Below are 20,976 nucleotides of genomic sequence, written 5' to 3'. Positions count from 1 at the left end.
CTACAACGACAATGTCTGTAACTCTTCGGGGGTTTCGTCGCCGCCCCCTGCTTCCTGAAGGTAGGCATTGCGCCGTTCATTCCAGCACTGCTCATTCCAAAGTTCGAACTTTTTCCCCTGGCCCAGCAAAATCGTTTTCTTGCTCAGGCCGGCGTATTCCCTTAACAGTGGCGGAATCAAAATTCGTCCATTACCATCCATTTCCAGATCAGTCGCATGGCCTATCAACAGGCGCTGTATTCTGCGGGTCATAGGATGGAAACTGGGCAAAGCTTCAATCTTGGTCTGAATAGCGTCCCATTCATCAACCGGATAAATAAGAAGGCAGGTTTCTTCGGTATCAATGGTGGCCACCAGATGGCCTTCGCAACGCTCTGACAATACGGACCGGTAACGTGTCGGCACTGCCAACCGTCCCTTGGTATCCATATTCAGTGCGTTAACACCTCGAAACACGAGAATCCCTCCTTTCAACTACACCAGCTTCCCAGATTTTTCCACATATATCCACTTTCACCCACTGTAACACACTATAGAAATACTCAAAACCCTGGTCAAAGACCCTTGAGTTCGGGAAAAACCTTGAAAATTAGTAAGTTACACATGGTGAAAGAAAGTGGAAAAAATGGAAAAAACCAATAAAAAGAAACGGCTGCACCAACATCATGAGAGACAGAATGATGAAAAATATTAGTTTATAGGCTATAGCCGCTAATAAAGGAGGAATGATTTATCACAAAGAAAGCTAAAGAAACGGAGGGAACCGTCAAGAACAAGGCAAAACAGGAATATAAAAAGAAGAAAAGGCCGCAAGATGGCCTGTAAGCCGGGTTCTGTAAAGTTCCCAAAGGAACCCTGACAGCCATTCATCTGGGATGCATGTCGCCACACACCTCAAGCGACCTACCCGAATTCAGCGCGGACCACGCCAATGAATTCCTATTTGGTCTTGCTCCGAGTGGGGTTTACCCTGCCATGAACTGTTGCCAGCCATGCGGTGCGCTCTTACCGCACCCTTTCACCCTTACCGATCAATCACTCTCCTGAAAAGAGCGGCTGATTTAGGCGGTCTGCTCTCTGCGGCACTTTCCGTAGGCTTTCGCCCCCCAGGCGTTACCTGGCACCCTGCCCTGTGGAGCCCGGACTTTCCTCCCTCCCTTTATTATGCGAACACAATAAAGAAACAGCGGCTGCCCGGCCATCTTGCGGACGGCGAACAATACCGGAACAGTCCAGTCAACTCAAGCTTGATTTGTTAGCTAATCTCTCCGAACATTCTTTCCGCCGTTACAGCAATGATCCCAAACCAGATCCATGACTTTATCCTTCTCTTTGCGGTTATTGATCCGATCGGCAGCATGCCCATGTTTCTAACAGTCACCCGTCGTTTTAATGCCACCCAGAAAGCCCATATTGCCCTTAAGGCCGTCCTCTACAGCGCCATCATACTAATCAGCTGCCTGCTGATTGGACAGGTACTGCTCCATGCCATAGGAATAAGGCTTGCTGCCTTCCAGATGGCCGGCAGCGTAGTTCTGTTTCTTTATGGCTTACAGATGATTTTTCGCCCGGAAGAGGAGGAATACCCCGCTGGCCATCAGGAACCAGGGCACGATGTAGCTGTTTTCCCCCTGGCCATTCCCTCCCTTGCCAACCCTGGAGCCCTGACAGCCATCATTATTTTAACCGATAACCGCCTTCACTCAATCCAGGAACAGGCGTTCACCGCCTTCCTGATGATTCTGGTACTTACAATTGCATGGGGGTTGTTTCGCCTGGCTCCGAAAATCTACAAAATCCTTGGGGACAACGGCACATCTATTCTTGTTCGGGTTATGGGCCTTCTGGTCACATCCCTCGCTGTAGAAATTTTTATAGAAGCCCTTGATACCCTTGGCTGGCTACCACTGCCCCCATTAGCGACCTGATAATTATCCCTTCGACTTCAGTGCCAATCCTGCCTTATACAGCACTTTCGCTTTTAGCCCGGTAATTTTAGCGGTCAGCTGGCTTGCCTGCTTCATGGGTAATTCATCCAGCAGTAACTGCAGAATTTTCAGAGCATCTTCAGGTATATCCCCAGCCACAACCTCCGGCTTTGACGCACCATGGACAAGAACAACAAACTCGCCCCGACGCTGGTTTTCATCCTGCTCCAGCATCACCTGTAACTCTGCAACGGTTCCAGACAGGACTGTTTCAAAGGTCTTGGTCAGTTCACGGGCCAGAGCCACTTGACGTTCTTCTCCCAGCTCCGAAGCAAAGTCATCCAGCATATCCACAATGCGATGCGGAGACTCATAAACAATCCAGGTGTGGGGAAAATCCGCCAGCTCACCAATACGCTTGCGGCGCCCGGCCCCTTTAGCTGGCAGAAACCCTTCAAAAAAGAACCGGTCGGAAGGCATACCAGACACACTCAACGCCGCCACCATAGCACAGGCTCCCGGAACCGGAACAACCCGGAAACCGGCATCCCGTACCGCGTTAACCAGGTAATAGCCCGGATCAGAAATCAGCGGCGTCCCCGCATCAGACACCAGAGCAACAGACTCACCAGCCTGCAACCGCTGCACAATCTGCTCACTTCTTCCCCGCTCATTATGGTCATGACAAGCCAGAAGTGGCCTCTTTATCCCAAAATGACTGAGCAAACGGCTGGTATGCCGAGTATCTTCAGCGGCAATAACATTCACACCCTCCAGAACTTCTTTTGCCCTGACGGACAAGTCACCAAGATTACCTATCGGCGTTGCCACTATATAAAGGGTACCGTCACTCATAAAAAAACCTTTGTTACCCGTTAACCCAAAAATCACACAAACCTGCTTTTAACCCGCCCACCTTCTGGAGCCACCGCAGGGTCTCGGTTAGAATCCGTACTAATTATTATTTTGCCAGAAGGTCACCTGACACCGTGAATTTTCAAACCCGGGCCGGAATATTGCTGCTGGTAATACCACTGTTTATTCTGTCGGCTTGCGCTCCCACCCAGAAAGTCGACACACACCCGGCGAAGCCACGGGTTACAACAATCGAGAGCACCATCAACAGCTTACTGAGCGCAGCCAGCCAGGCCAGCGAACCACGCCGCAGCAATCTGTATATTCAAGCAGCAGAACAATTAGCTTCAGAAAACCCTGTCCGGGCCGCCGAACTTCTTGAACTGGTTAGCCAGTACAGTCTGAGCCAGCAGGAGCTGACCGGCTACAAACTGTTGAACGCATTACTGGCCCTGACCAATAAGCAGCCATCCTATGCCCTCCAGTGGCTTGAGGCTATCTATCGTCCCGACCTCCAGAACAATCAACTGCAGAAATACAATATTCTTCAGGCACGTCTTGCTAATATGGAAGGCCGCTACCCCGAAGCGATTAGCTATTGGAGCAATGCCATCAGCCAGCCCGGCATAACCATCAACCCTGAACTCTACCAGGATCTCTGGAACAGCCTGCTGCAGGAAGACAGCGACAATCTGAAAGAAATGCTGGCCAACAACATCGCCACACCTCTCCAACCCTGGATTGAACTGGCCATTATTTACCGGGAACCCAGCGAACTGAGCCAGCAACTGGTCGAACTCAGACAGTGGGAGATGCGCTGGCAGGGCACTGACGCTCTCCAGCATATACCGAAAGCCATCAGCGCACTGAAAAATACGCCACCCTACCAGCCAGCACGTATTGCGGTTCTGCTGCCACTCACTGGCCCACAGGCCGCAGCAGGAAAAGCTGTGCAGAACGGCTTTATGGCGGGCTACTATCTTTCCAAAAGCACCTTGCAGGCTGGCAACACTACCACCAATCTGCCGGAAATAGCATTCTATAACACCGACAAATCAGACCCGGCGGAACTTGTCAGCCTGGCCCAGGATGAAGGTGCGGAAATGATTATCGGCCCCCTGCGCCGCAGCGCAGCCCAGCGGAGCCTGATCAACACCACCATCACCATCCCCTGGCTGGTGCTTAACCAGGTACCTGATATAGAAACCAGTCCGACCACTTACCAGTTCAGCCTGGCCTCCGAAACCGAAGCGGCCCAGGCTGCTCACCGAGCCTGGAACGATGGTTACAGGAAACCTGTCATCCTTACCCCAGACAGCCCCTGGGGCAGCCGGGTTGCAGAAAGTTTCCGTAAAACCTGGGAAGAGTGGGGGGGCGAAGTACTGAACCAGCATATTTTTTCCAAAGGTGATTACAACACCGCTGTCAGTGATGCCCTACTGGTAAACAGCAGCTTCAAACGAGCCAATGCCCTGACAAGACTTCTCGGGGAACGCCTGGACTACACCCCGCGCCGACGCCAGGATATAGACATGATTTTCATGATTGGCTCCCCCGCCCAGGGACGTCAGCTGAAACCCGCCCTGAACTACTACTTTGCTTACGACCTGCCGGTTTACACGATATCCGCCATGTACAGCGGCGAAACTAACAGAACCCAGAACAGGGATCTTAACGACGTCCGTATCCCGCTGATACCCTGGTTTACCGACAAGCCTTCACCAGTCAAGGCATCAATTCAGTCCAGCTGGAAAAAAGAGAGCAGCAGCCAGCTTGCCCCTCTTTATGCACTGGGTGCCGATGCCTGGCGGATTTATCCCCGTCTGGAGCAGATGGCACAGTCAGAAGGTGCCCAAATGTTCGGCTCAACCGGCACCTTGAGCATATCCCGCAACAGGGAAGTCACCCGCCAGCTTACCTGGCAGTATTTCCGTAATGGTCGCCCCACACCATTAACTCAAAAACGCAGCATGAACCCTGAGCACGACCAGAATGTTCTGGAAGACGACGGTTAACAACCTCTCCGGCAAAGCTGCCGAAGACCAGGCTCTGGCATTCCTGCTTCGCCAGGGCCTGACCTTCAGAGACAGAAACTACGCCTGCAGAGCCGGGGAGCTTGATCTCATCATGGAAGACAGGGACACTCTTGTATTCGTTGAAGTGAAATATCGGAAAAACAACAATTTCGGATCAGGCGCAGACGCTGTAAATTATCACAAGCAACAAAAACTGAGCAAAACGGCAGCCCATTACATGCAGACACTCAAGCTGACAGACAGACAGCCCTGTCGCTTTGATATAATCACGATTCATCCGACAACGAACAATGCCAACACCCGTGCAATCAACTGGATCAGAAACGCCTTTGGCCCATAAGACAATTGTCGCAAAACTTTTGAAAAACTGTTTGAAGAGCAATCTGAAGAGTACTTTAAGTGAGCATCCTGAACAGGCTGCAATCATCGCTGCATCATTTTGAAAAAGCGATACCTGTTTTTAGTAAATTATCTGTCTGAGAGAAGAGCAATTCCCGGACGAAAGTGGATCACCAGGACCCCGTGACATGCTTGACCATATAACCAGCCACTTCTCCGATAGTATTGACGCAAAAATCCGCGCAGCTGAAGAACTTCCGCCCTATATCGGCCAGGCTGCCGAACTTATGGTGCACTCCCTCGTAAATGAAGGAAAAATTCTGGTATGCGGCAACGGCGGCTCAGCAGCCGTTTCCCAGCACTTCTCCTCCGAACTTCTGAACCGGTTTGAGCGGGAGCGCCCAGGATTGCCCGCCATAGCCCTGACCACGGACACCTCAACTCTGACCTCCATTGCCAGGGATTACAGCTACAACGAAATTTTCTCTAAGCAGATCCGCGCCCTTGGGCAACCCGGCGACATCCTGCTGGTTATATCTGCCGGCGGCCGCTCCCCCAATATTGTACAGTCCATACAGGCCGCCCATGACCGGGAGATGACCGTTGTCGCCCTTACCGGCAAGGATGGTGGTAACTGCGCACGTCTGCTCCATACGGAAGACGTGGAAATCCGTATTCCCAGTAATATCACCACCCGTATTCAGGAGGTACATCTGCTGGTTCTCCACTGCCTGTGCGACCTGATTGATGAATATCTGTTTGGAAGTGTCGAATAACACTTTATCGAACACTTTATCGAACGTTTTATCGAACGCCCTATCGAAAAGCTATATAAACGACACAGGACAAGGATATGACCACAAAATCTCTGCTACCGGCCCTGACCTGCGTCCTTGCGCTGCTGACCGGGTGCGCCACGACCATATCTGCCGTACAGGAAGGTCCCATCAAGGAAGATCAGGGTAGCCGCACTTGGGGCGCCTGGATGGACGACCAGAGCATTGAAACCGTCGCCACCGTAAATCTCAACAAAACCAACCCGGAATTTGAGAAGAATCACGTAAACGTGACCAGCTATAACGGCTACGTTCTTCTGTCCGGCCAGGTCAGCAGCGAACAGCTGAAAGCCCAGGCGGAACAGATAGTCAGAAAGGTTCTTAAAGTCAGAAAGGTGTACAACGAACTGGAAATCTCCGGTCCCACCACCGCCCTGACACGCTCCAGCGATACCTGGATTACCACCAAAATCAGAACCCGCATGCTGGCGACCGAAGGTTTTCCTTCTTCACAGATCAAGACTGTGACCGAGAACGGCACTGTATTTTTAATGGGACTGGTGACACCGGAACAGGCCGACCAAGCCGTCAACCTTGTACGGGAAGCCTACGGCGTTCAGAAAATCGTCAAGGTTTTTGAATACATTCGCTAATAACAAACACAGAGATACAAAACAGAAAAGGCCCGCAGCGCGGGCCTTTTCTGTTTAAAACCAGTGTTAAAACTTTATTTTACGACTTTAAGTGACGGGCGGCCTTTCGGTGGAGTGGGCTTATCATCATTGCCACCATCCTGCCGGGAAACATCAGCATCGGTTTTTGCAACTTCAACCGGCGCGATAACAGGAGCAGATTCACCCTCTTCCAGATCAAGCTCATCCTCACCGGGACGGGGCTCCATCTCGAACACCATACCCTGGCCATTTTCCCGGGCATAAATCGCCATGACCGCAGCCACTGGCACATAAACATCACAGGAACGCCCACTGAAACGCGCCATAAATGATACAGCATCATTCTCCAGCTGCAGTTCCCGCACAGCCATAGGCGACACATTAAGCACAACCTGTTCATCTTCAGCAAATCCAGGAGGAACAGCCACGCCGGGCCAGAGAGCGTCAACCAGCAAATAGGGTGTGCATTCGTTCTCAACAATCCAGTCATACAGTGCCCGAATGATGTAAGGGCGACTGCTTGTCATACTCATCCACCAACTCCAGATAAACGGTTATATTAGAAAAGAAGCGCTATTAAAAAGAGAAGCTCCATAAAAAAAAGGAGTGCCAGGCACTCCTTTCATTGTAATTCATTAAGCTGAATCAGACTCTCATTTCTTTCTCTATCTCAGACAGGCTTTCACGGAAAGAATCCCGCTCAAACAGTTTGTCTGCATAAGTCAGAATATCCTTGGCCTGGCGGGGCAGCTCAACACCCAACGCCGGCAGACGCCAGAGAATCGGAGCCACACAGCAATCCACGAGAGTGAATTCATCGCTCATAAAGAATGGCTTTTCAGCGAAAATCGGAGAAATGCCCGTTAGCCCTTCCCTCAGTTCTTTACGCGCTCTGGCAGTCGCATCCTTGCTGGTAGAACTCAGGATAGTATCCGCCAGCTGGCACCAGTCCTTTTGAATACGATGCATCATCAAACGACTCTGCGCCCTAGTCACCGGATAAACCGGCAACAGAGGGGGATGAGGAAAACGCTCATCCAGATATTCCATCATAACGCCGGACTCATACAGAACCAGCTCACGATCAACCAGTGTCGGTACCGTGTTATAAGGATTAATATCCGCAAGTTCCTGAGGCAGGGCGTCTGGATTTACATCCTGAATATCGACAGCAACCCCCTTCTCCGCCAGCACAATACGAACCCGATGGCAGTAATGATCCGCCGGATCGGAGTAGAAAGTCATTGAGGATCGCTTGGCGACTACGCCCATCTATTTACCTCCGCCTGAGGTGAAGTGAAACAAAAACGCGCGCAATCAACCTGTGATTACGCGCCGATAGCAAATTCTACCAGATTATAGGAGTTAGTGAACGTCCTTCCAGTATTCCCGTTTCAGCATGTAGGCCACAATGAAGAAAACCACCAGGAACATCAGTACAAAAGTACCAGTCCGCTGACGCTCCAGCTTCATGGGTTCACCACTGTAAGCCAGGAAGTTCACCAGGTCATACATGGACTGGTCATACTGTTCCGGTGTCATACTGCCTTTAATAGAAGGATCAGGCTCCAGACCACACAGCCTTTCTCCGGTCAGTGTGTCACGCTGGGAGAAACCTTCTCCAGCACAGGTATCCACCTGAGCACCCTGCAACTCCAGCAATACGTGAGGCATACCCACATCCGGGAACACCTTGTTGTTCACGCCCCAGGGACGCTTGGGATCAAGGTAGAAAGTTCTCAGATAGGTGTACAGCCAGTCGGTACCACGAACCCGGGCCACAAGAGTCAGGTCGGGAGGCGTGGTACCAAACCACTCCTTGGACTCTTTCGGGTCCATACCGATCACCATCAGGTCACCAATCTTGCCACCGGAGGGCATCAGGTTTTCCTTCATCAGATCATGGGGAATACCCAGATCGTCAGCCACCCGCTCATAGCGTTGATAGCCTGTAGCATGACAACCAAAACAGTAGTTTACAAAAGTTTGTGCACCACGCTGGAGGGATGCCTTATCCTCTATATTCGGCTCCATCTTATCCAACGGATACCCACTGCCAGCAGCCAGAACCCCCGCAGAAAGTGCGGCCAGCATAACGGCCGCAACAGTATTTTTAATTAACCGTATTGTTTTCATTATTTGGTCACCCTCTCCGGTACAGGCTTGGTTTTTTCCATGACGGAGTAGAACGGCATCAACAGGAAGAAGGCGAAATAGAACACCGTGCCCAGCTGAGCCATCAGGGTATAGATCTCCGTTGCCGGCTTGGTTCCCAGCCAGATCAGAAGGATAAAGTCGAACGCAAACAAAAGAATCAGTGTGCGGAAAATCGGCCCCTTGTAACGCCAGGACTTCACAGGACTGCGATCAAGCCAGGGCAATACAAACAGGATTGCGATGGCCGCCCCCATGAAGATAACACCCAACAGCTTGGCATCAATCGGCCCGATACTGAACGTGATCGCACGAAGAATCGAATAGAACGCCCCGAAGTACCAGACTGGAGCAATATGTTCCGGCGTCTTCAAACCATTGGCAGGCTCAAAGTTGGCATGCTCAAGAAAATATCCGTTCATTTCCGGGAAGAAGAAAATCACAGCACAGAATACGAACAGGAACACCACCACTGCTACAAGATCTTTAACCGTGTAATAGGGATGAAAAGGAATACCATCGAGAGGAATGCCATTCTCATCCTTGTTCTTCTTGATCTCAACGCCATCAGGGTTATTGGAACCAACCTCATGGAGAGCGATGATATGCATAACCACCAGACCGAGAATAACGATCGGCAACGCAATCACATGCAAGGCAAAGAAGCGGTTCAGGGTAATACCGGAGATCAGGAAGTCACCACGTACCCATTGTTGGATATCGGGGCCAATCACCGGAATCGCGCCAAACAGGGAAATGATTACCTGTGCACCCCAGTAAGACATCTGCCCCCATGGAAGCAGGTAACCCATAAAGCCTTCCGCCATCAGCGCAAGGTAAATGGCCATACCAAAAATCCAGATCAGCTCACGGGGCTTCCGGTAAGAACCATAAATCAGCCCCCGGAACATGTGCAGATACACAACGACAAAGAAAGCTGAAGCGCCCGTCGAATGCATGTAGCGAATCAGCCAGCCATATTCCACATCACGCATGATGTATTCAACAGAAGCAAAGGCCGCTTCCGCACTGGGCACATAACTCATGGTGAGCCAGATACCAGTCAGGATCTGGTTAACCAGAACCAGCAGAGCCAGGGAACCAAAGAAGTACCAGAAGTTAAAGTTCTTGGGCGCGTAGTATTTACTGAGATGCTCTTCCCAGAGGGGTGTCAGCGGGAACCGCTCATCGACCCATGCCAAAAGTTTGGATCCCATCAGGCATTCTCCTCGTCAACACCGACCACAATCACATTGTCACTCTTGAAGGAGTAAGGAGGAACTACCAGATTGGTGGGTGCGGGTACATTCTTGTAAACACGCCCAGCCAGATCGAACTTGGAACCATGACAGGGACAGTGGTATCCCCCCAACCAGTCCGGAGCAAAATCCATAGGAGCAACTTCCGGTAGAAACTTCGGAGAGCACCCCAAATGGGTACAGATACCGATCAGAACCAGAATGTCCGGTTTTCTGGAGCGGTATTCATTTTTCGCATATTCAGGCTGCTCTGAATTATTGGAATCAGGATCCAGAACCTTTCCGTCATCCTTACGGATATTCTCCAGCATTTCGTCAGTACGACGAACGACAAAAATCGGCTTCCCGCGCCATTCAGCGATGATCTGCTGGCCTTTCTCAACTTTAGCGACATTGACTTCCACAGGTGCACCAGCAGCTTTTGCCTTGGCACTGGGATTCCAGGACTGTACGAACGGTATCGCCACGCCCACTGCTCCCGCCGCACCGACAACCGATGTAGCTCCTATCAGGAAGCGGCGCCGACCCACATTTACGCCGTCTTGACTCATTCGGCTTTCTCCCCAAGGGTTATTGCTTGTACGGCATGCCTGCCGTTTTCGGGCGGAGGGCTTGGTATTTAGATTTTTTGTTTAACAAGCAACAGGCATTTACCCCATCACCCTACGCACAGACCGAGATAATATAGGTTTTATGGAGGAATGTTAATGCGTGATTAGGCTGGAAATCTCTTAACCGTGCTATTTTTCTTATCTTGCACCAGTTTGGGACAAAAATGGCCGACATAAAAAAACGCCCGGCCAAAAGGCAGGGCGTTTTCTCGACCGAAATACCGAAAGGTATCAGCGCTTGGAGTACTGCGGACGCTTACGCGCTTTGTGCAGACCAACTTTCTTACGCTCAACCATACGGGCATCACGGGTTACGTAGCCAGCCTTACGCAGCGAGCTGCGCAGAGCTTCGTCGTAGTCCATCAGTGCACGGGTGATTCCGTGACGGATAGCACCGGCCTGACCGGAAGCACCACCACCTTTTACAGTAATCTTGAGGTCAAACTTCTCGACCATCTCAACCAGTTCCAGGGGCTGCATAACGACCATGCGGGACGTTTCGCGACCGAAGTACTCCTGCAGAGTACGACCATTAATACTGATATTGCCGGTACCGGCGCGCAGGAATACGCGTGCGGTAGAGTTCTTCCGGCGACCAGTTCCGTAGTTCTGAGTAACAGACATATTAATCCCCGTTAAATATCCAGTTGCTGAGGCTGCTGAGCAGCGTGCGGATGTTCAGTACCAGCATAAACTTTCAGTTTACGCTGCATCGCGCGGCCCAGAGGATTACGGGGCATCATGCCTTTAACAGCCAGTTCGATTACTCGCTCAGGCTTGTGGGCAATCAGCTTGTCGAAACTCATGGACTTCAATCCGCCCGGGAATTCGGAGTGACGGTAGTACATCTTGTCAGACGCCTTGTTTCCGGTTACCCGTACTTTCTCAGCGTTGATGACAACAATGTAGTCACCGGTATCCACGTGCGGAGTGTATTCTGGTTTGTGCTTTCCGCGCAGACGGGTAGCAACTTCTGTAGCTAGACGCCCCAGAGTCTTGCCAGCCGCATCTACGACGTACCAGTCACGCCGTGCGGTTTCTGCTTTAGCGCTAAAGGTTTTCATCTGATCCTATCGCCTCAATGCTCGCCATGCGAGATGGTTTCAATTCGCCTACCCTGTCGACCCGTAACCAGGCTTTGAAACGGCCTATCAGGTTCGGCGTGCAAACATTGGGCACTCATTCGCGGGAAACGAAGCGCGATATTATAGCGAGTCAGAATTATTTGGGAAGCCCTTCGCAACGATCAAAGTACTCTTTATTACACACCTCTTATGCGTTTCTGCTGTGTTCTGGCGCGCAGGTGCTGTACCTTTCCTTTACTGCGGTTCGTACTGTATCCGGGCAGGGAATCAGCGTCATAATAGCCGCGAATCCATCACGGGAATAAATACACGCTATGAAATATCATAATCTTGGCCGTTCCGACCTCAGGGTCAGCCTGATTTGCCTGGGAACCATGACCTGGGGAGAGCAGAACTCCGAACAGGAGGCTTTTGCCCAGATGGATTATGCCCTGGAGCGGGGCGTGAACTTTCTTGATACCGCAGAGATGTACCCTGTCCCTCCCAAAGAGGAAACCTATACAAAAACTGAAACTATTATCGGCAACTGGCTCGCCCAGCGTGGACAGCGGGATGATATGGTGATCGCCACCAAAGTCTGCGGCCCAGGCTATGCCTATATGGATGGTGGTCGAAGATTTAACCGGCAACATATAGAGAAAGCCCTTAATGGCAGCCTTAAACGTCTGAAGACCGATTATATCGACCTTTACCAGCTGCATTGGCCTGACCGCAATGCCAACAACTTCGGACAGCGGGGCTTTGTTTTCGACGATAATGAAACAGCCACCCCCATAGAAGAAACCCTGGAGGTGCTGGACGACCAGATAAAAGCCGGCAAAATCCGCCATATCGGTCTCTCCAATGAAACCCCCTGGGGTGCTATGCGCTTTATGCAGCTTGCGGAAGAGAAAGGATGGCCACGGGCGGTCTCTATCCAGAATCCCTACAGTCTACTGAACCGGAGCTTTGAAGTGGGGCTGGCAGAGATCGCCCACCGGGAAGACCTTGGCCTGCTGGCCTATTCCCCTCTAGGCATGGGCAGTTTGAGCGGTAAATATCTTAATGGCGCCCGCCCGGAAGGTGCCCGTATGACGCTATTCACCCGCTTTGTCCGTTACACTTCCCCCCTGGCCCAGAACGCTATCCGCTCTTATGTTGAGCTGGCCCGGGATCACGACCTTGACCCAGCCCAGATGGCGCTGGCCTATGTAAACAGCCGTAGTTTTCTGGCCAGCAATATTATCGGAGCCACTACCCTGGAGCAGCTGACCGATAATATCGACTCACTGGAATTGAAGCTTTCTGACGAAATTCTCACAGAAATCGAAAACATCCACTCTCGCTTCCCCGATCCCACAAATAAAAACTGAGTTTTCCCAAACCTCAGCCGTCTGCCCTGATACAGACGGCTCCTTCTCTACCTTTCCACCTCCGTATAATCCGACATTGCCAGTTTCGAAATCATGGTCTGGACTTGCCGCACCAAAAGCGAGCATAAGCGAGGGCTGAATGACGACGTTACGTAATTTCCTCAACCCCCCCGCCCATATTGCCCTGCTTCCCGAGCAGAGTGTCGACAGCACCTATAAAAGGATGCGTCTGCAGATGATGATCGGCATTTTTATCGGATATGCCGGTTATTACCTGATCCGCAAAAACTTCTCCCTGGCCATGCCCGATTTGGTCGCTCTGGGTTATACCAAGACAGAACTTGGCTTTGCCCTTTCTGGCGTTTCCCTGGCTTACGGCCTCAGCAAATTCCTGATGGGTAATGTTTCCGATCGCAGCGATGCTCGCAAATTTGTAGTTCTGGGCCTAAGTGTCAGCGCCCTTATAACTATTTTTATGGGTTCTGTACCCATAGCCACCGCCAGCATTACCAATATGTTTATCCTGTTATGCCTGAGCGGCTGGTTTCAAGGGATTGGTTACCCAAGCTGTGTGCGTGTGATGGCCCACTGGTTCACTATTCGTGAACGGGGAATGAAAATGGCCATCTGGAATACAGCCCATAATGTTGGTGCTGGACTGGTCGGCCCACTGGCCATTCTCGCGGTTGTTTTATTCACTGACTGGCACAGCAAAATTTATTTTCATGGTTATATTGCCCTGGTCTTTGCTGCCGTCACCTGGCTGCTGGTACGGGATACCCCCCAGTCCTGCGGATTGCCAAGCATTGAGAACTGGACAGGGGAGTTTCATAAATCCTATTCCAATGAACATGAACGGGAACTCTCCGCCAAAGAGATCTTCTTTGAGCATGTGTTTAACAACAAACTTCTCTGGTATCTGGCCTTCGCCAATATTTTTGTTTATCTGGTTCGTTACGGGGTTCTGGACTGGGCTCCCACCTATCTGGAAGAGGTTAAGAATTTCTCTATGAGCCAGACCGGTTGGGCCTACTTTGCCTATGAATTTGCCGGCATACCGGGCATCCTGATTACCGGCTGGCTGAGCGACAAGGTGTTTTATGGCCGCCGGGCTCCGGTGAACATGATCTTTATGCTTCTGGTCGCCATAGCGATCTTCGTGTACTGGCAGAACCCTCCCGGAAACCCCGCCATTGATATCGTCTGCCTGATAGCTGTGGGCTTTCTGATCTATGGCCCCGTCGTCCTGATCGGGGTTCAGGCCCTGGATATGGCTCCCAAAAAAGCAGCGGGAACCGCAACCGGGCTAACCGGCCTGTTTGGTTATCTTGGGGGAGCCATGTTTGCCAATATCGCCATGGGCATGATTGTTGACCATTTTAACTGGGGCGGAGGATTCCTTGTCCTTATTGGCTCCTGCCTGCTGGCTGTGCTGTTGGTAGGGCTTACAATTCGCGAAGAAAAACGGGAAAAATCAGATATTTACGGACACGATATTCAATCCTGACGGTCTGAATAAACAGTTGCCGGTATAACAACTGTTTACAGAACAGCACTGGAGAGAAGTGGAACCAAAGTCTAACTTCTCTCCACCATTCAGGAGCGCAATCGTTTATGACCCAGAGCGCATCACAGTCCGTAAAGTCAGGCTTTCTGGTTCCTCCACCCCCCAGCCAACCGCTGGCCGAGGAAGATATTGATCCTTCTTACAAACGCCTGAGGCTGCAGGTTTTCCTGGGAATATTTATCGGCTATGCCGGTTACTACCTGGTACGTAAAAACTTCAGCCTGGTAATTCCCAACCTGATTGATATGGGCTATTCAAAAACCCAGCTTGGCTTTGCCATGTCCGGTGTCGCCATTTCCTACGGCCTGAGCAAATTCCTGATGGGCACCCTGTCGGACCGCAGCGATGCCCGCCGCTTTCTCTCCCTTGGCTTGACCATGACCGCACTGCTTATGGTGTTTATGGGAACCGTTCCCTGGGCACTGTCCAGCATTCCCATTATGTTCTCCCTGCTGTTCCTGAACGGTTGGTTCCAGGGCATGGGCTGGCCACCCAGCGGTCGGGTGATGGTGCACTGGTTCTCCCCTTCTGAACGGGGTTCCCGTATGGCCACCTGGAATGTGGCCCACAATATTGGCGGGGGCCTTATCGGGCCTCTGGCGATTTTTGGTTTAACCATAACCGGCACCTGGCAGAGCGCATTTTATGTTCCCGGACTGCTTGCTTTGGCTCTGTCCCTTCTCACTCTGCTTTTAATTAGGGATACACCCCAGTCCTGCGGCCTTCCTCCCATTGAACAATATCGCAATGATTATCCGCCTCAATACTGCAGCAGCCACGAGCAAGAGTTCAGTCTGAAAGATATTCTTTTCCGTCATGTACTCCCCAACCGCACACTCTGGTGTATAGCTTTCGCCAATGCCTTTGTGTATCTGGTGCGATACGGCATTCTCGACTGGGCACCGGCATTTCTGGCAGAAACCAAAGGATTCCAGATTCAGCAGTCTGGCTGGGCCTGGTTTGCCTACGAGTTCGCGGCTATTCCCGGCACCCTGTTCTGTGGCTGGCTCAGTGATAAAGTTTTCAACGGTCGTCGCACCCCCGCCAATATCCTGTTTATGGTTCTGGTTATGATCGCTGTGCTAGTGTACTGGCTGAATCCGGCAGGAAACCCTCTGATTGATAATTTGGCCCTGACAGCGATCGGCTTTCTTATCTATGGCCCGGTGATGCTGATTGGCGTTCAGGCCCTGGATCTGGTCCCCAAAAAAGCTGCAGGAACAGCCGCCGGCCTGACCGGTTTATTTGGCTATCTTGGAGGTGCGTTAATGGCCAATATACTCTTGGGATTTATTGTGGATCGCGTGGGATGGGGTGGTGGTTTTATACTACTGGTCAGCTCATGCGTACTGGCCATTACCTGTATGGCGGTTACCTGGTGTTCAGAGAAAACCGTATAGGCTGACCTCCCTTATTGTCTAACAGACTGGAAACATTATGATTCCGTCGATTCTGATTCCTCTGGCTCACGGTACCGAAGAGCTTGAAGCCGTAACCATGGCCGATTTTCTCCAGCGAGCCGGACTGTCCGTTGTCACCGCCTCGTGCAGCGCAACCACGCTGATTGAGGGTTCCCACAATATCAGGATTCAGGCCAACTGCCTTATCAGTCATTGCACAGATACACACTGGGATATGATTGCCCTGCCCGGCGGTATGCCCGGTGCCGCCAACCTGCGGGATAGCCCGGAACTTACCTCCCTGTTAAAAACCCAAAAGCAACAGAGGCGCTGGCTGGCTGCCATTTGCGCATCCCCTGCCGTTGTTCTCCATCACCACAATCTTCTGTCTGGCGTGCAGGCCACATGCTATCCATCCTTTGCCGATAAAATGCAAAACTGCATGCACTCAAACGAACCTGTTGTAGTAGATGAAACCCACAAGATCATTACCAGCCAGGGGCCAGGCACAGCCATAACTTTTGCCCTCGAACTTGTACGACAATTGAGTGGTGAATCAGAGGCAAAAAAACTGGCCAAAGACACCCTCGCCCACTGGTGGAACCAGGCATCACAGGCTTCTACTTCTCCTCTTTTCCCCGACCTTGGCTCTGCCTGCTGAACTGACCAGGCTTTGTAATAACACCTCCCTGATTGCGGAATATACCTATACTCCAACCAAAGGGCAGCAGGATGCCGGCCCCAGGAAAAATGGTGCCAGACCGCAACCCCCATCCGCAAAGACCATATAAAGCACCCTTTCCTTCCCCTGCTTCCTTCTATCAAGCACGAACTCAGAGTTCTCACCCTGAACGAATGCGGTCACTGGTTCTTGTTTATTGCCCATGTTGATGCTATGAAACTGGAAAAAACAGTGGTAGAGCCACTGACAGAAGCAGAAGCCAGAAGCCAGAAGCCAGAAGCCAGAAGCCAGAAGCCTGCTGAAAGACACCCCAGAACTGTTAAACCAATATTTCCCTGAGAAAAACTCCAGCCAGAAAGCGGAGTCAGGCACAGACATAAGTAATTGGGTGGAACCTGCCTTTATTTATGAACAGCCCCTAGCCCGGATATAGAGTCCCGCACTTAGAGAATCCTGACTCTGTATTTCCAGTCGGGCTGGAACCTCACAATAATCCATTTTCGATAAAGGAATCGAATGAAAGGTTGTCACTCATTAAAAAATCAAGGCGTGCAGGCATCCTCCCAAGGGGCGTACTTCCATAGGCGAGGGGTGTCATCAGCCAAATAACTGTGTACCCACTCTCTGGGTATATCTTCTGTTTCACCCTTTTGGAAAAATTTCTGTGAATCAAGCACAACGTCTTGATTGCCACGATGAAAAACTAATACCTCCTCACCATTAATTTTGGAACCAAATCTTATTTCTTCCACGTCATAGGCATTCAATAAGAAGTTGCTCTTGTCTTTCAGGGCAGCCCTCAGACCTTCATGAAAATCGGCCGCTATCTTATCCCCATGGGGGATCAAAAGATCAACGGTTCTTATATCTATACCATAGCGCCTGAATATTTTCCCCAGCTTTAGCCCCAACTCAGAGGGCTCATAAGCACACAGGTTACTCCCCACAGAAAAGAGAATATGGGGGTTGTCGTCAATGATCCGGAAACCACCAACCACAATGACCCTGTTGTTATACTCCAGTTCTTTCGTTACCAGCCACTGTCCTTCTGACCGGGAACCTGTGGATTGCAGCCATCTTTTGGACCTCACCATTGATGCAATAAGATCAGTACGTTGTTTGCCGCCAAACAAAGCAGCATCGGTGAAAAAGCGCCCCTCATCAATAACCGCGGCATCAAGGTAACCCACATTTTCTTCCCTGCCGCCTCCCAGGGAAGGGTTGTAAGTCATTATGTGTTTACCATAACCATAATCAGAGATAAGTATTGGGGTAGAATGAAGCACCGGCAGACCGAGAAAATCCTGTAGATGTACAATGGGTGCCCAAGCCTCACCATATATCAGTAGCCCTGCCCATAACAGGATCCACTTTCTTTCCACACGCAGTGACAACTTCATGTTATCCGCCAAAAACAATCATGAACTTAAAAGCCCCTGTGTGATGGAAGCTGGTCTTTTTTCCGGATTGCCAGAGCACTACGGAGAGCGACACAGCAGAGATATTTCCTCAGGGTGGGGAGGCGAGCTTGCAAAGCTGTTCAGGAGATAGTGAGAACAGAGCTGCTATGAGCTTATCGAAATGACCGGCTTGCATGATTCTGGGGCCAACTCAGACGACAGGTGACACAAGTTGCAAGTGTAGACTATCTCACCAATGTCTAATGTGAACAGAGCCTTGGCGTTCGAATTACCGCCGCCTTTTGTCAGACAAATCCAGACCAGCGGGGCAGAACCGCTGACAATACACATAAATCTGTCTGGGGTGTCTGCTAACGGCCCTGGCGGGGAGAATAAGGCCCGGGGGCCGGGGCATACGGAGGAATGTTTCAGTTTGCAACAGAGGCAACAATTGAAAAGCCCGAAGCTGCTGCTACCTCTCTCTTTGCAAGCGCTCCTCCGTCCGGGTGCTGCTGTCTAACGATTTAGGACGATATTTACCAACATCAAAACCAAGGATGTTGTAATACTCCCTGTTCCCAATATTCTGACAGGGTTGCCCTTGGGACAAAATAAAAGCAACAGGAGTACCTTCCTTCATTGCATCATGCAATAGTGGAAAGTTGATGTTTCTACTCCCAAACATAACTTTCGCCCAGGATCCATCAGAACAAGACGGCTGCAAGTTTTTATTTAACTTCACGTAAAAGAAATTTGCACCTTCCGCCGCACCTTGAATATTAACCACCTGAGCGATATTAGCCTTGCTTTCCGGGTTAGCCACTCGGTAGGCTTCTGCAGAAACGAAAGATGCCACCCCACATACAAACAGTAATCCGATATTTCTGAACAACATATTCTGCCTCCCTTCAATTTTTCCGCTTTCAGTCATAAAACAGACTAGCTGAAGGAAGGCAGAAATCACTCAGAAGGAAAAGTGCTCCTCCGCCATTTTGGTCAGGCCTTTGGGGCTGGCCATCATTCCTTTGGCGTGGGTTCTGGTGCGGGGCAAAATACGTTCGAAATAAAACTTACCGGTCTGGATTTTTGCCTGGTAGAACTCGGGATCGGACACACCTTCATCCAGTTTTCGATAAGCTACAGCCATCATCTTCAGCCAGTAATATGCCATAGATACATAACCGGCAAACATCAGGTAATCCACAGAGGCCGCGCCTACACTATCCCGGTTTTTGGCGGCCCGGAAAGCAATACGGTAAGTCAAATACTGCCACTTGGCAGTCAGCGCCATAACTTTGGTCACGTAAGGCAACAGCTTCAGGCGGCTTGAAGCATTCTCGACAAGAATATCTTTACAGCCACTGTAAATTTGCTTCGCCACCCGGTTCAAGGCCTTGCCCTTGGAGAGCAATACTTTACGCCCGAGAAGATCCAGTGACTGTATCCCGGTTGTACCTTCATAAAGTGTGGAGATACGGGTATCCCGGACAATCTGCTCCATACCATGTTCACGAATATAACCATGGCCGCCATACACCTGCACACCTATATTGGCAGCTTCCAGCCCCATCTCTGTCAGGAATCCTTTAAGGATAGGCGTGAACATACCTAGCTCATCGTCTAACTTTTCCCTGTCAATATCCGAGGCTGCGGTAATCATCTTGTCCGCAAATTTGGCCGCGTCGTAGAGCATGGCCCGGCCACCTTCCGCAAAAGCCTTCTGAGTCAGCAGCATGCGCCGTACATCAGGGTGGACAATCAATGGATCAGCTACTTTATCCGGATACTTGGTACCAGACAGAGACCGCATGGACAGACGCTCACGGGCATAGTTCAAAGCCCCCTGATAAGAGAGCTCCGCTGCCGCCAGCCCCTGCATACCGGTACCGATACGGGCCGTATTCATAAAGGTGAACATGCACTCAAGCCCCTTGTTTTCCGGGCCGATCAGGAAACCCCTGGCACCATCAAAGTTCATAACACAGGTGGCCGATGCCTTGATGCCCATTTTCTTCTCAAGCGAACCACAGCTCACGCCATTGCGTTCTCCCAGAGAACCATCTTCGTTCACATTAAACTTGGGCACGATAAACAGGGAAATGCCCCTGGTCCCCCTGGGCGCACCGGGGAGGCGTGCAAGAACAATATGAATAATATTTTCGGTCAGGTCATGCTCGCCGGCAGAGATAAAGATTTTGGTACCGGTAATGCTGTAGGCACCATCTTCGAAAAGCTCAGCTTTGGTTTTTACCTGACCCAGATCAGTACCGCACTGGGGCTCAGTCAGGCACATGGTGCCGCTCCACTCTCCCGTCGTCATGCGGGTCAGGTAGGTCTGCTTCTGTTCTTCCGTACCGTGGAGATAAACCGTATTCATCGCACCAAGAGTCAATCCGGGGTACATACCCCAGGACCAGTTGGCCGTTCCCACCATTTCCGACATCATCATTCCCAGGGAAATCGGCAGCCCCTGGCCACCATACTCCACTGGGTGGGCAAGGGATTGCCAGCCTCCCTCGACATATTGCTGATAAGCTTCCTTAAAGCCTTTAGGCGTAAAAACCTCGGTATTCTCCCAGCGGCAGCCTTCTTCGTCGCCACTTTGGTTCAGGGGAGAGAGTACATTCTCGGCGAACTTCGCTCCCTCATTCAGAATCGCGTCAACCAGATCAGAAGACACCTCTTCCTCAAGAGGCAGGCTCTGGTAGTGGGATGACATGTCCAGTACATCATCCATCAGAAATTTCATATCTCTCAGGGGGGCCTTGTACTCAGGCATAGACAATTCTCCTCAACCCATCTCCCGGTCTGTTAATTTTTGAATGCCGGGTATATTAGCAACAACTGGAAAATGAGCA

General features: G+C 50.9%; 21 protein-coding genes and 1 other RNA gene. 9 read left to right on the top strand and 13 right to left on the bottom strand.

The features are described from left to right. Positions 1 to 456 carry a division/cell wall cluster transcriptional repressor MraZ gene (gene mraZ, locus ACY2RQ_RS03710; RefSeq protein ID WP_490111615.1) on the bottom strand — a complete coding sequence of 152 codons (456 nt, stop codon included), beginning with the start codon at positions 454 to 456 and terminating at the stop codon, positions 1 to 3. 350 nt (positions 457 to 806) lie between these two features. Then, an RNA gene (gene rnpB / locus ACY2RQ_RS03705) (RNase P RNA component class A) lies at positions 807 to 1,206 on the bottom strand. 89 nt (positions 1,207 to 1,295) lie between these two features. Between rnpB and ACY2RQ_RS03700 the strand changes: the two genes are divergently transcribed. Then, the gene (locus ACY2RQ_RS03700; RefSeq protein WP_490111614.1) at positions 1,296 to 1,928 is read left to right on the top strand and encodes a MarC family protein; all 633 of its coding nucleotides are present in this window, start codon (positions 1,296 to 1,298) and stop codon (positions 1,926 to 1,928) included. Positions 1,929 to 1,931: 3 nt separating this feature from the next. Here the strand turns inward: ACY2RQ_RS03700 and rsmI are convergent, their stop codons facing one another. Continuing rightward, positions 1,932 to 2,783 (bottom strand): 16S rRNA (cytidine(1402)-2'-O)-methyltransferase, encoded by an 852-nt coding sequence (gene rsmI / locus ACY2RQ_RS03695; protein WP_490111613.1) that lies wholly within the window; start codon positions 2,781 to 2,783, stop codon positions 1,932 to 1,934. 134 nt (positions 2,784 to 2,917) lie between these two features. Here rsmI and ACY2RQ_RS03690 point away from each other — a divergent pair, with 134 nt between their 5' ends. The 4 genes from ACY2RQ_RS03690 to ACY2RQ_RS03675 all read left to right on the top strand — a co-directional run bounded on the left by ACY2RQ_RS03690 (position 2,918) and on the right by ACY2RQ_RS03675 (position 6,587). Then, a complete protein-coding gene (locus ACY2RQ_RS03690) occupies positions 2,918 to 4,798 on the top strand; it encodes a penicillin-binding protein activator (RefSeq protein ID WP_490111612.1) in 1,881 nt (626 codons plus the stop codon). Next, positions 4,776 to 5,159 carry a YraN family protein gene (locus ACY2RQ_RS03685; RefSeq protein WP_490111611.1) on the top strand — a complete coding sequence of 128 codons (384 nt, stop codon included), beginning with the start codon at positions 4,776 to 4,778 and terminating at the stop codon, positions 5,157 to 5,159. Before ACY2RQ_RS03690 ends, ACY2RQ_RS03685 begins: the two co-directional genes overlap by 23 nt. Before the next feature lie 187 nt (positions 5,160 to 5,346). Beyond that, positions 5,347 to 5,934, top strand: coding sequence for a phosphoheptose isomerase (locus ACY2RQ_RS03680; RefSeq protein ID WP_490111610.1), 588 nt, complete (start codon positions 5,347 to 5,349; stop codon positions 5,932 to 5,934). A gap of 77 nt (positions 5,935 to 6,011) precedes the next feature. Continuing rightward, positions 6,012 to 6,587 (top strand): BON domain-containing protein, encoded by a 576-nt coding sequence (locus ACY2RQ_RS03675; RefSeq protein ID WP_490111609.1) that lies wholly within the window; start codon positions 6,012 to 6,014, stop codon positions 6,585 to 6,587. Between the two features lie 74 nt (positions 6,588 to 6,661). On the opposite strand, the gene ACY2RQ_RS03670 is transcribed toward ACY2RQ_RS03675, so the two are convergent. From ACY2RQ_RS03670 to rplM, 7 genes are all read right to left on the bottom strand, one after another. Further along, positions 6,662 to 7,141 (bottom strand): ClpXP protease specificity-enhancing factor, encoded by a 480-nt coding sequence (locus ACY2RQ_RS03670; protein ID WP_490111608.1) that lies wholly within the window; start codon positions 7,139 to 7,141, stop codon positions 6,662 to 6,664. 112 nt (positions 7,142 to 7,253) lie between these two features. Next, the gene (locus ACY2RQ_RS03665; protein WP_490111607.1) at positions 7,254 to 7,880 is read right to left on the bottom strand and encodes a glutathione S-transferase N-terminal domain-containing protein; all 627 of its coding nucleotides are present in this window, start codon (positions 7,878 to 7,880) and stop codon (positions 7,254 to 7,256) included. A 93-nt stretch (positions 7,881 to 7,973) separates the two neighbouring features. Continuing rightward, entirely contained in the window at positions 7,974 to 8,744 is a 771-nt protein-coding gene (locus ACY2RQ_RS03660) for a cytochrome c1 (RefSeq protein ID WP_490111606.1), read from the bottom strand. Beyond that, positions 8,744 to 9,979, bottom strand: a complete 1,236-nt coding sequence (locus ACY2RQ_RS03655; protein ID WP_490111605.1) for a cytochrome b — start codon at positions 9,977 to 9,979, stop codon at positions 8,744 to 8,746. Before ACY2RQ_RS03655 ends, ACY2RQ_RS03660 begins: the two co-directional genes overlap by 1 nt. Further along, positions 9,979 to 10,572 carry a ubiquinol-cytochrome c reductase iron-sulfur subunit gene (gene petA, locus ACY2RQ_RS03650; RefSeq protein ID WP_490111604.1) on the bottom strand — a complete coding sequence of 198 codons (594 nt, stop codon included), beginning with the start codon at positions 10,570 to 10,572 and terminating at the stop codon, positions 9,979 to 9,981. Before petA ends, ACY2RQ_RS03655 begins: the two co-directional genes overlap by 1 nt. Positions 10,573 to 10,863: 291 nt before the next feature. Beyond that, positions 10,864 to 11,256, bottom strand: coding sequence for a 30S ribosomal protein S9 (gene rpsI, locus ACY2RQ_RS03645; RefSeq protein WP_490111603.1), 393 nt, complete (start codon positions 11,254 to 11,256; stop codon positions 10,864 to 10,866). Positions 11,257 to 11,267: 11 nt separating this feature from the next. After that, complete coding sequence (rplM, locus tag ACY2RQ_RS03640; protein WP_490111602.1) at positions 11,268 to 11,696, bottom strand: 50S ribosomal protein L13; 429 nt, start codon at positions 11,694 to 11,696, stop codon at positions 11,268 to 11,270. A 335-nt stretch (positions 11,697 to 12,031) separates the two neighbouring features. Here rplM and ACY2RQ_RS03635 point away from each other — a divergent pair, with 335 nt between their 5' ends. The 4 genes from ACY2RQ_RS03635 (at position 12,032) to ACY2RQ_RS03620 (ending at position 16,697) form a co-directional block, all read left to right on the top strand. Further along, on the top strand, positions 12,032 to 13,069 hold the full coding sequence (locus tag ACY2RQ_RS03635; RefSeq protein ID WP_490111601.1) for an NADP(H)-dependent aldo-keto reductase: 1,038 nt from the start codon (positions 12,032 to 12,034) through the stop codon (positions 13,067 to 13,069). A gap of 139 nt (positions 13,070 to 13,208) precedes the next feature. Then, positions 13,209 to 14,576, top strand: a complete 1,368-nt coding sequence (glpT, locus tag ACY2RQ_RS03630; protein ID WP_490111600.1) for a glycerol-3-phosphate transporter — start codon at positions 13,209 to 13,211, stop codon at positions 14,574 to 14,576. A gap of 107 nt (positions 14,577 to 14,683) precedes the next feature. Beyond that, positions 14,684 to 16,036, top strand: a complete 1,353-nt coding sequence (glpT, locus tag ACY2RQ_RS03625; protein WP_490111599.1) for a glycerol-3-phosphate transporter — start codon at positions 14,684 to 14,686, stop codon at positions 16,034 to 16,036. A gap of 37 nt (positions 16,037 to 16,073) precedes the next feature. Further along, entirely contained in the window at positions 16,074 to 16,697 is a 624-nt protein-coding gene (locus ACY2RQ_RS03620) for a DJ-1 family glyoxalase III (RefSeq protein WP_490111598.1), read from the top strand. Between the two features lie 563 nt (positions 16,698 to 17,260). Here ACY2RQ_RS03620 and ACY2RQ_RS03615 read toward each other — a convergent pair. The 3 genes from ACY2RQ_RS03615 to ACY2RQ_RS03605 form a co-directional block, all read right to left on the bottom strand. Further along, entirely contained in the window at positions 17,261 to 17,950 is a 690-nt protein-coding gene (locus ACY2RQ_RS03615; RefSeq protein WP_490111597.1) for a hypothetical protein, read from the bottom strand. A 640-nt stretch (positions 17,951 to 18,590) separates the two neighbouring features. Next, positions 18,591 to 19,049, bottom strand: a complete 459-nt coding sequence (locus ACY2RQ_RS03610) for a hypothetical protein (RefSeq protein ID WP_490111596.1) — start codon at positions 19,047 to 19,049, stop codon at positions 18,591 to 18,593. 33 nt (positions 19,050 to 19,082) lie between these two features. Beyond that, a complete protein-coding gene (locus ACY2RQ_RS03605; RefSeq protein WP_490111595.1) occupies positions 19,083 to 20,897 on the bottom strand; it encodes an acyl-CoA dehydrogenase C-terminal domain-containing protein in 1,815 nt (604 codons plus the stop codon). Between the last annotated feature and the right edge of the window lie 79 nt (positions 20,898 to 20,976).

The sequence above is a fragment of the Parendozoicomonas sp. 209JJ7-1 genome (assembly GCF_058147085.1).
Note: the sequence above shows the minus strand (reverse complement) of the source record. Positions and strands in the feature narration are given on the sequence as shown.

Coding starts and splice junctions, on each gene's coding strand:
- ACY2RQ_RS03700 (WP_490111614.1), top strand. CDS start 1,296: ATGATCCCAAACCAGATCCATGACTTTATCCTTCTCTTTGCGGTTATT.
- rsmI (WP_490111613.1), bottom strand. CDS start 2,783: ATGAGTGACGGTACCCTTTATATAGTGGCAACGCCGATAGGTAATCTT.
- ACY2RQ_RS03685 (WP_490111611.1), top strand. CDS start 4,776: ATGTTCTGGAAGACGACGGTTAACAACCTCTCCGGCAAAGCTGCCGAA.
- ACY2RQ_RS03680 (WP_490111610.1), top strand. CDS start 5,347: ATGCTTGACCATATAACCAGCCACTTCTCCGATAGTATTGACGCAAAA.
- ACY2RQ_RS03675 (WP_490111609.1), top strand. CDS start 6,012: ATGACCACAAAATCTCTGCTACCGGCCCTGACCTGCGTCCTTGCGCTG.
- ACY2RQ_RS03670 (WP_490111608.1), bottom strand. CDS start 7,141: ATGAGTATGACAAGCAGTCGCCCTTACATCATTCGGGCACTGTATGAC.
- ACY2RQ_RS03665 (WP_490111607.1), bottom strand. CDS start 7,880: ATGGGCGTAGTCGCCAAGCGATCCTCAATGACTTTCTACTCCGATCCG.
- ACY2RQ_RS03660 (WP_490111606.1), bottom strand. CDS start 8,744: ATGAAAACAATACGGTTAATTAAAAATACTGTTGCGGCCGTTATGCTG.
- ACY2RQ_RS03655 (WP_490111605.1), bottom strand. CDS start 9,979: ATGGGATCCAAACTTTTGGCATGGGTCGATGAGCGGTTCCCGCTGACA.
- petA (WP_490111604.1), bottom strand. CDS start 10,572: ATGAGTCAAGACGGCGTAAATGTGGGTCGGCGCCGCTTCCTGATAGGA.
- rpsI (WP_490111603.1), bottom strand. CDS start 11,256: ATGTCTGTTACTCAGAACTACGGAACTGGTCGCCGGAAGAACTCTACC.
- rplM (WP_490111602.1), bottom strand. CDS start 11,696: ATGAAAACCTTTAGCGCTAAAGCAGAAACCGCACGGCGTGACTGGTAC.
- ACY2RQ_RS03635 (WP_490111601.1), top strand. CDS start 12,032: ATGAAATATCATAATCTTGGCCGTTCCGACCTCAGGGTCAGCCTGATT.
- glpT (WP_490111600.1), top strand. CDS start 13,209: ATGACGACGTTACGTAATTTCCTCAACCCCCCCGCCCATATTGCCCTG.
- glpT (WP_490111599.1), top strand. CDS start 14,684: ATGACCCAGAGCGCATCACAGTCCGTAAAGTCAGGCTTTCTGGTTCCT.
- ACY2RQ_RS03620 (WP_490111598.1), top strand. CDS start 16,074: ATGATTCCGTCGATTCTGATTCCTCTGGCTCACGGTACCGAAGAGCTT.
- ACY2RQ_RS03615 (WP_490111597.1), bottom strand. CDS start 17,950: ATGACTTACAACCCTTCCCTGGGAGGCGGCAGGGAAGAAAATGTGGGT.
- ACY2RQ_RS03610 (WP_490111596.1), bottom strand. CDS start 19,049: ATGACTGAAAGCGGAAAAATTGAAGGGAGGCAGAATATGTTGTTCAGA.
- ACY2RQ_RS03605 (WP_490111595.1), bottom strand. CDS start 20,897: ATGCCTGAGTACAAGGCCCCCCTGAGAGATATGAAATTTCTGATGGAT.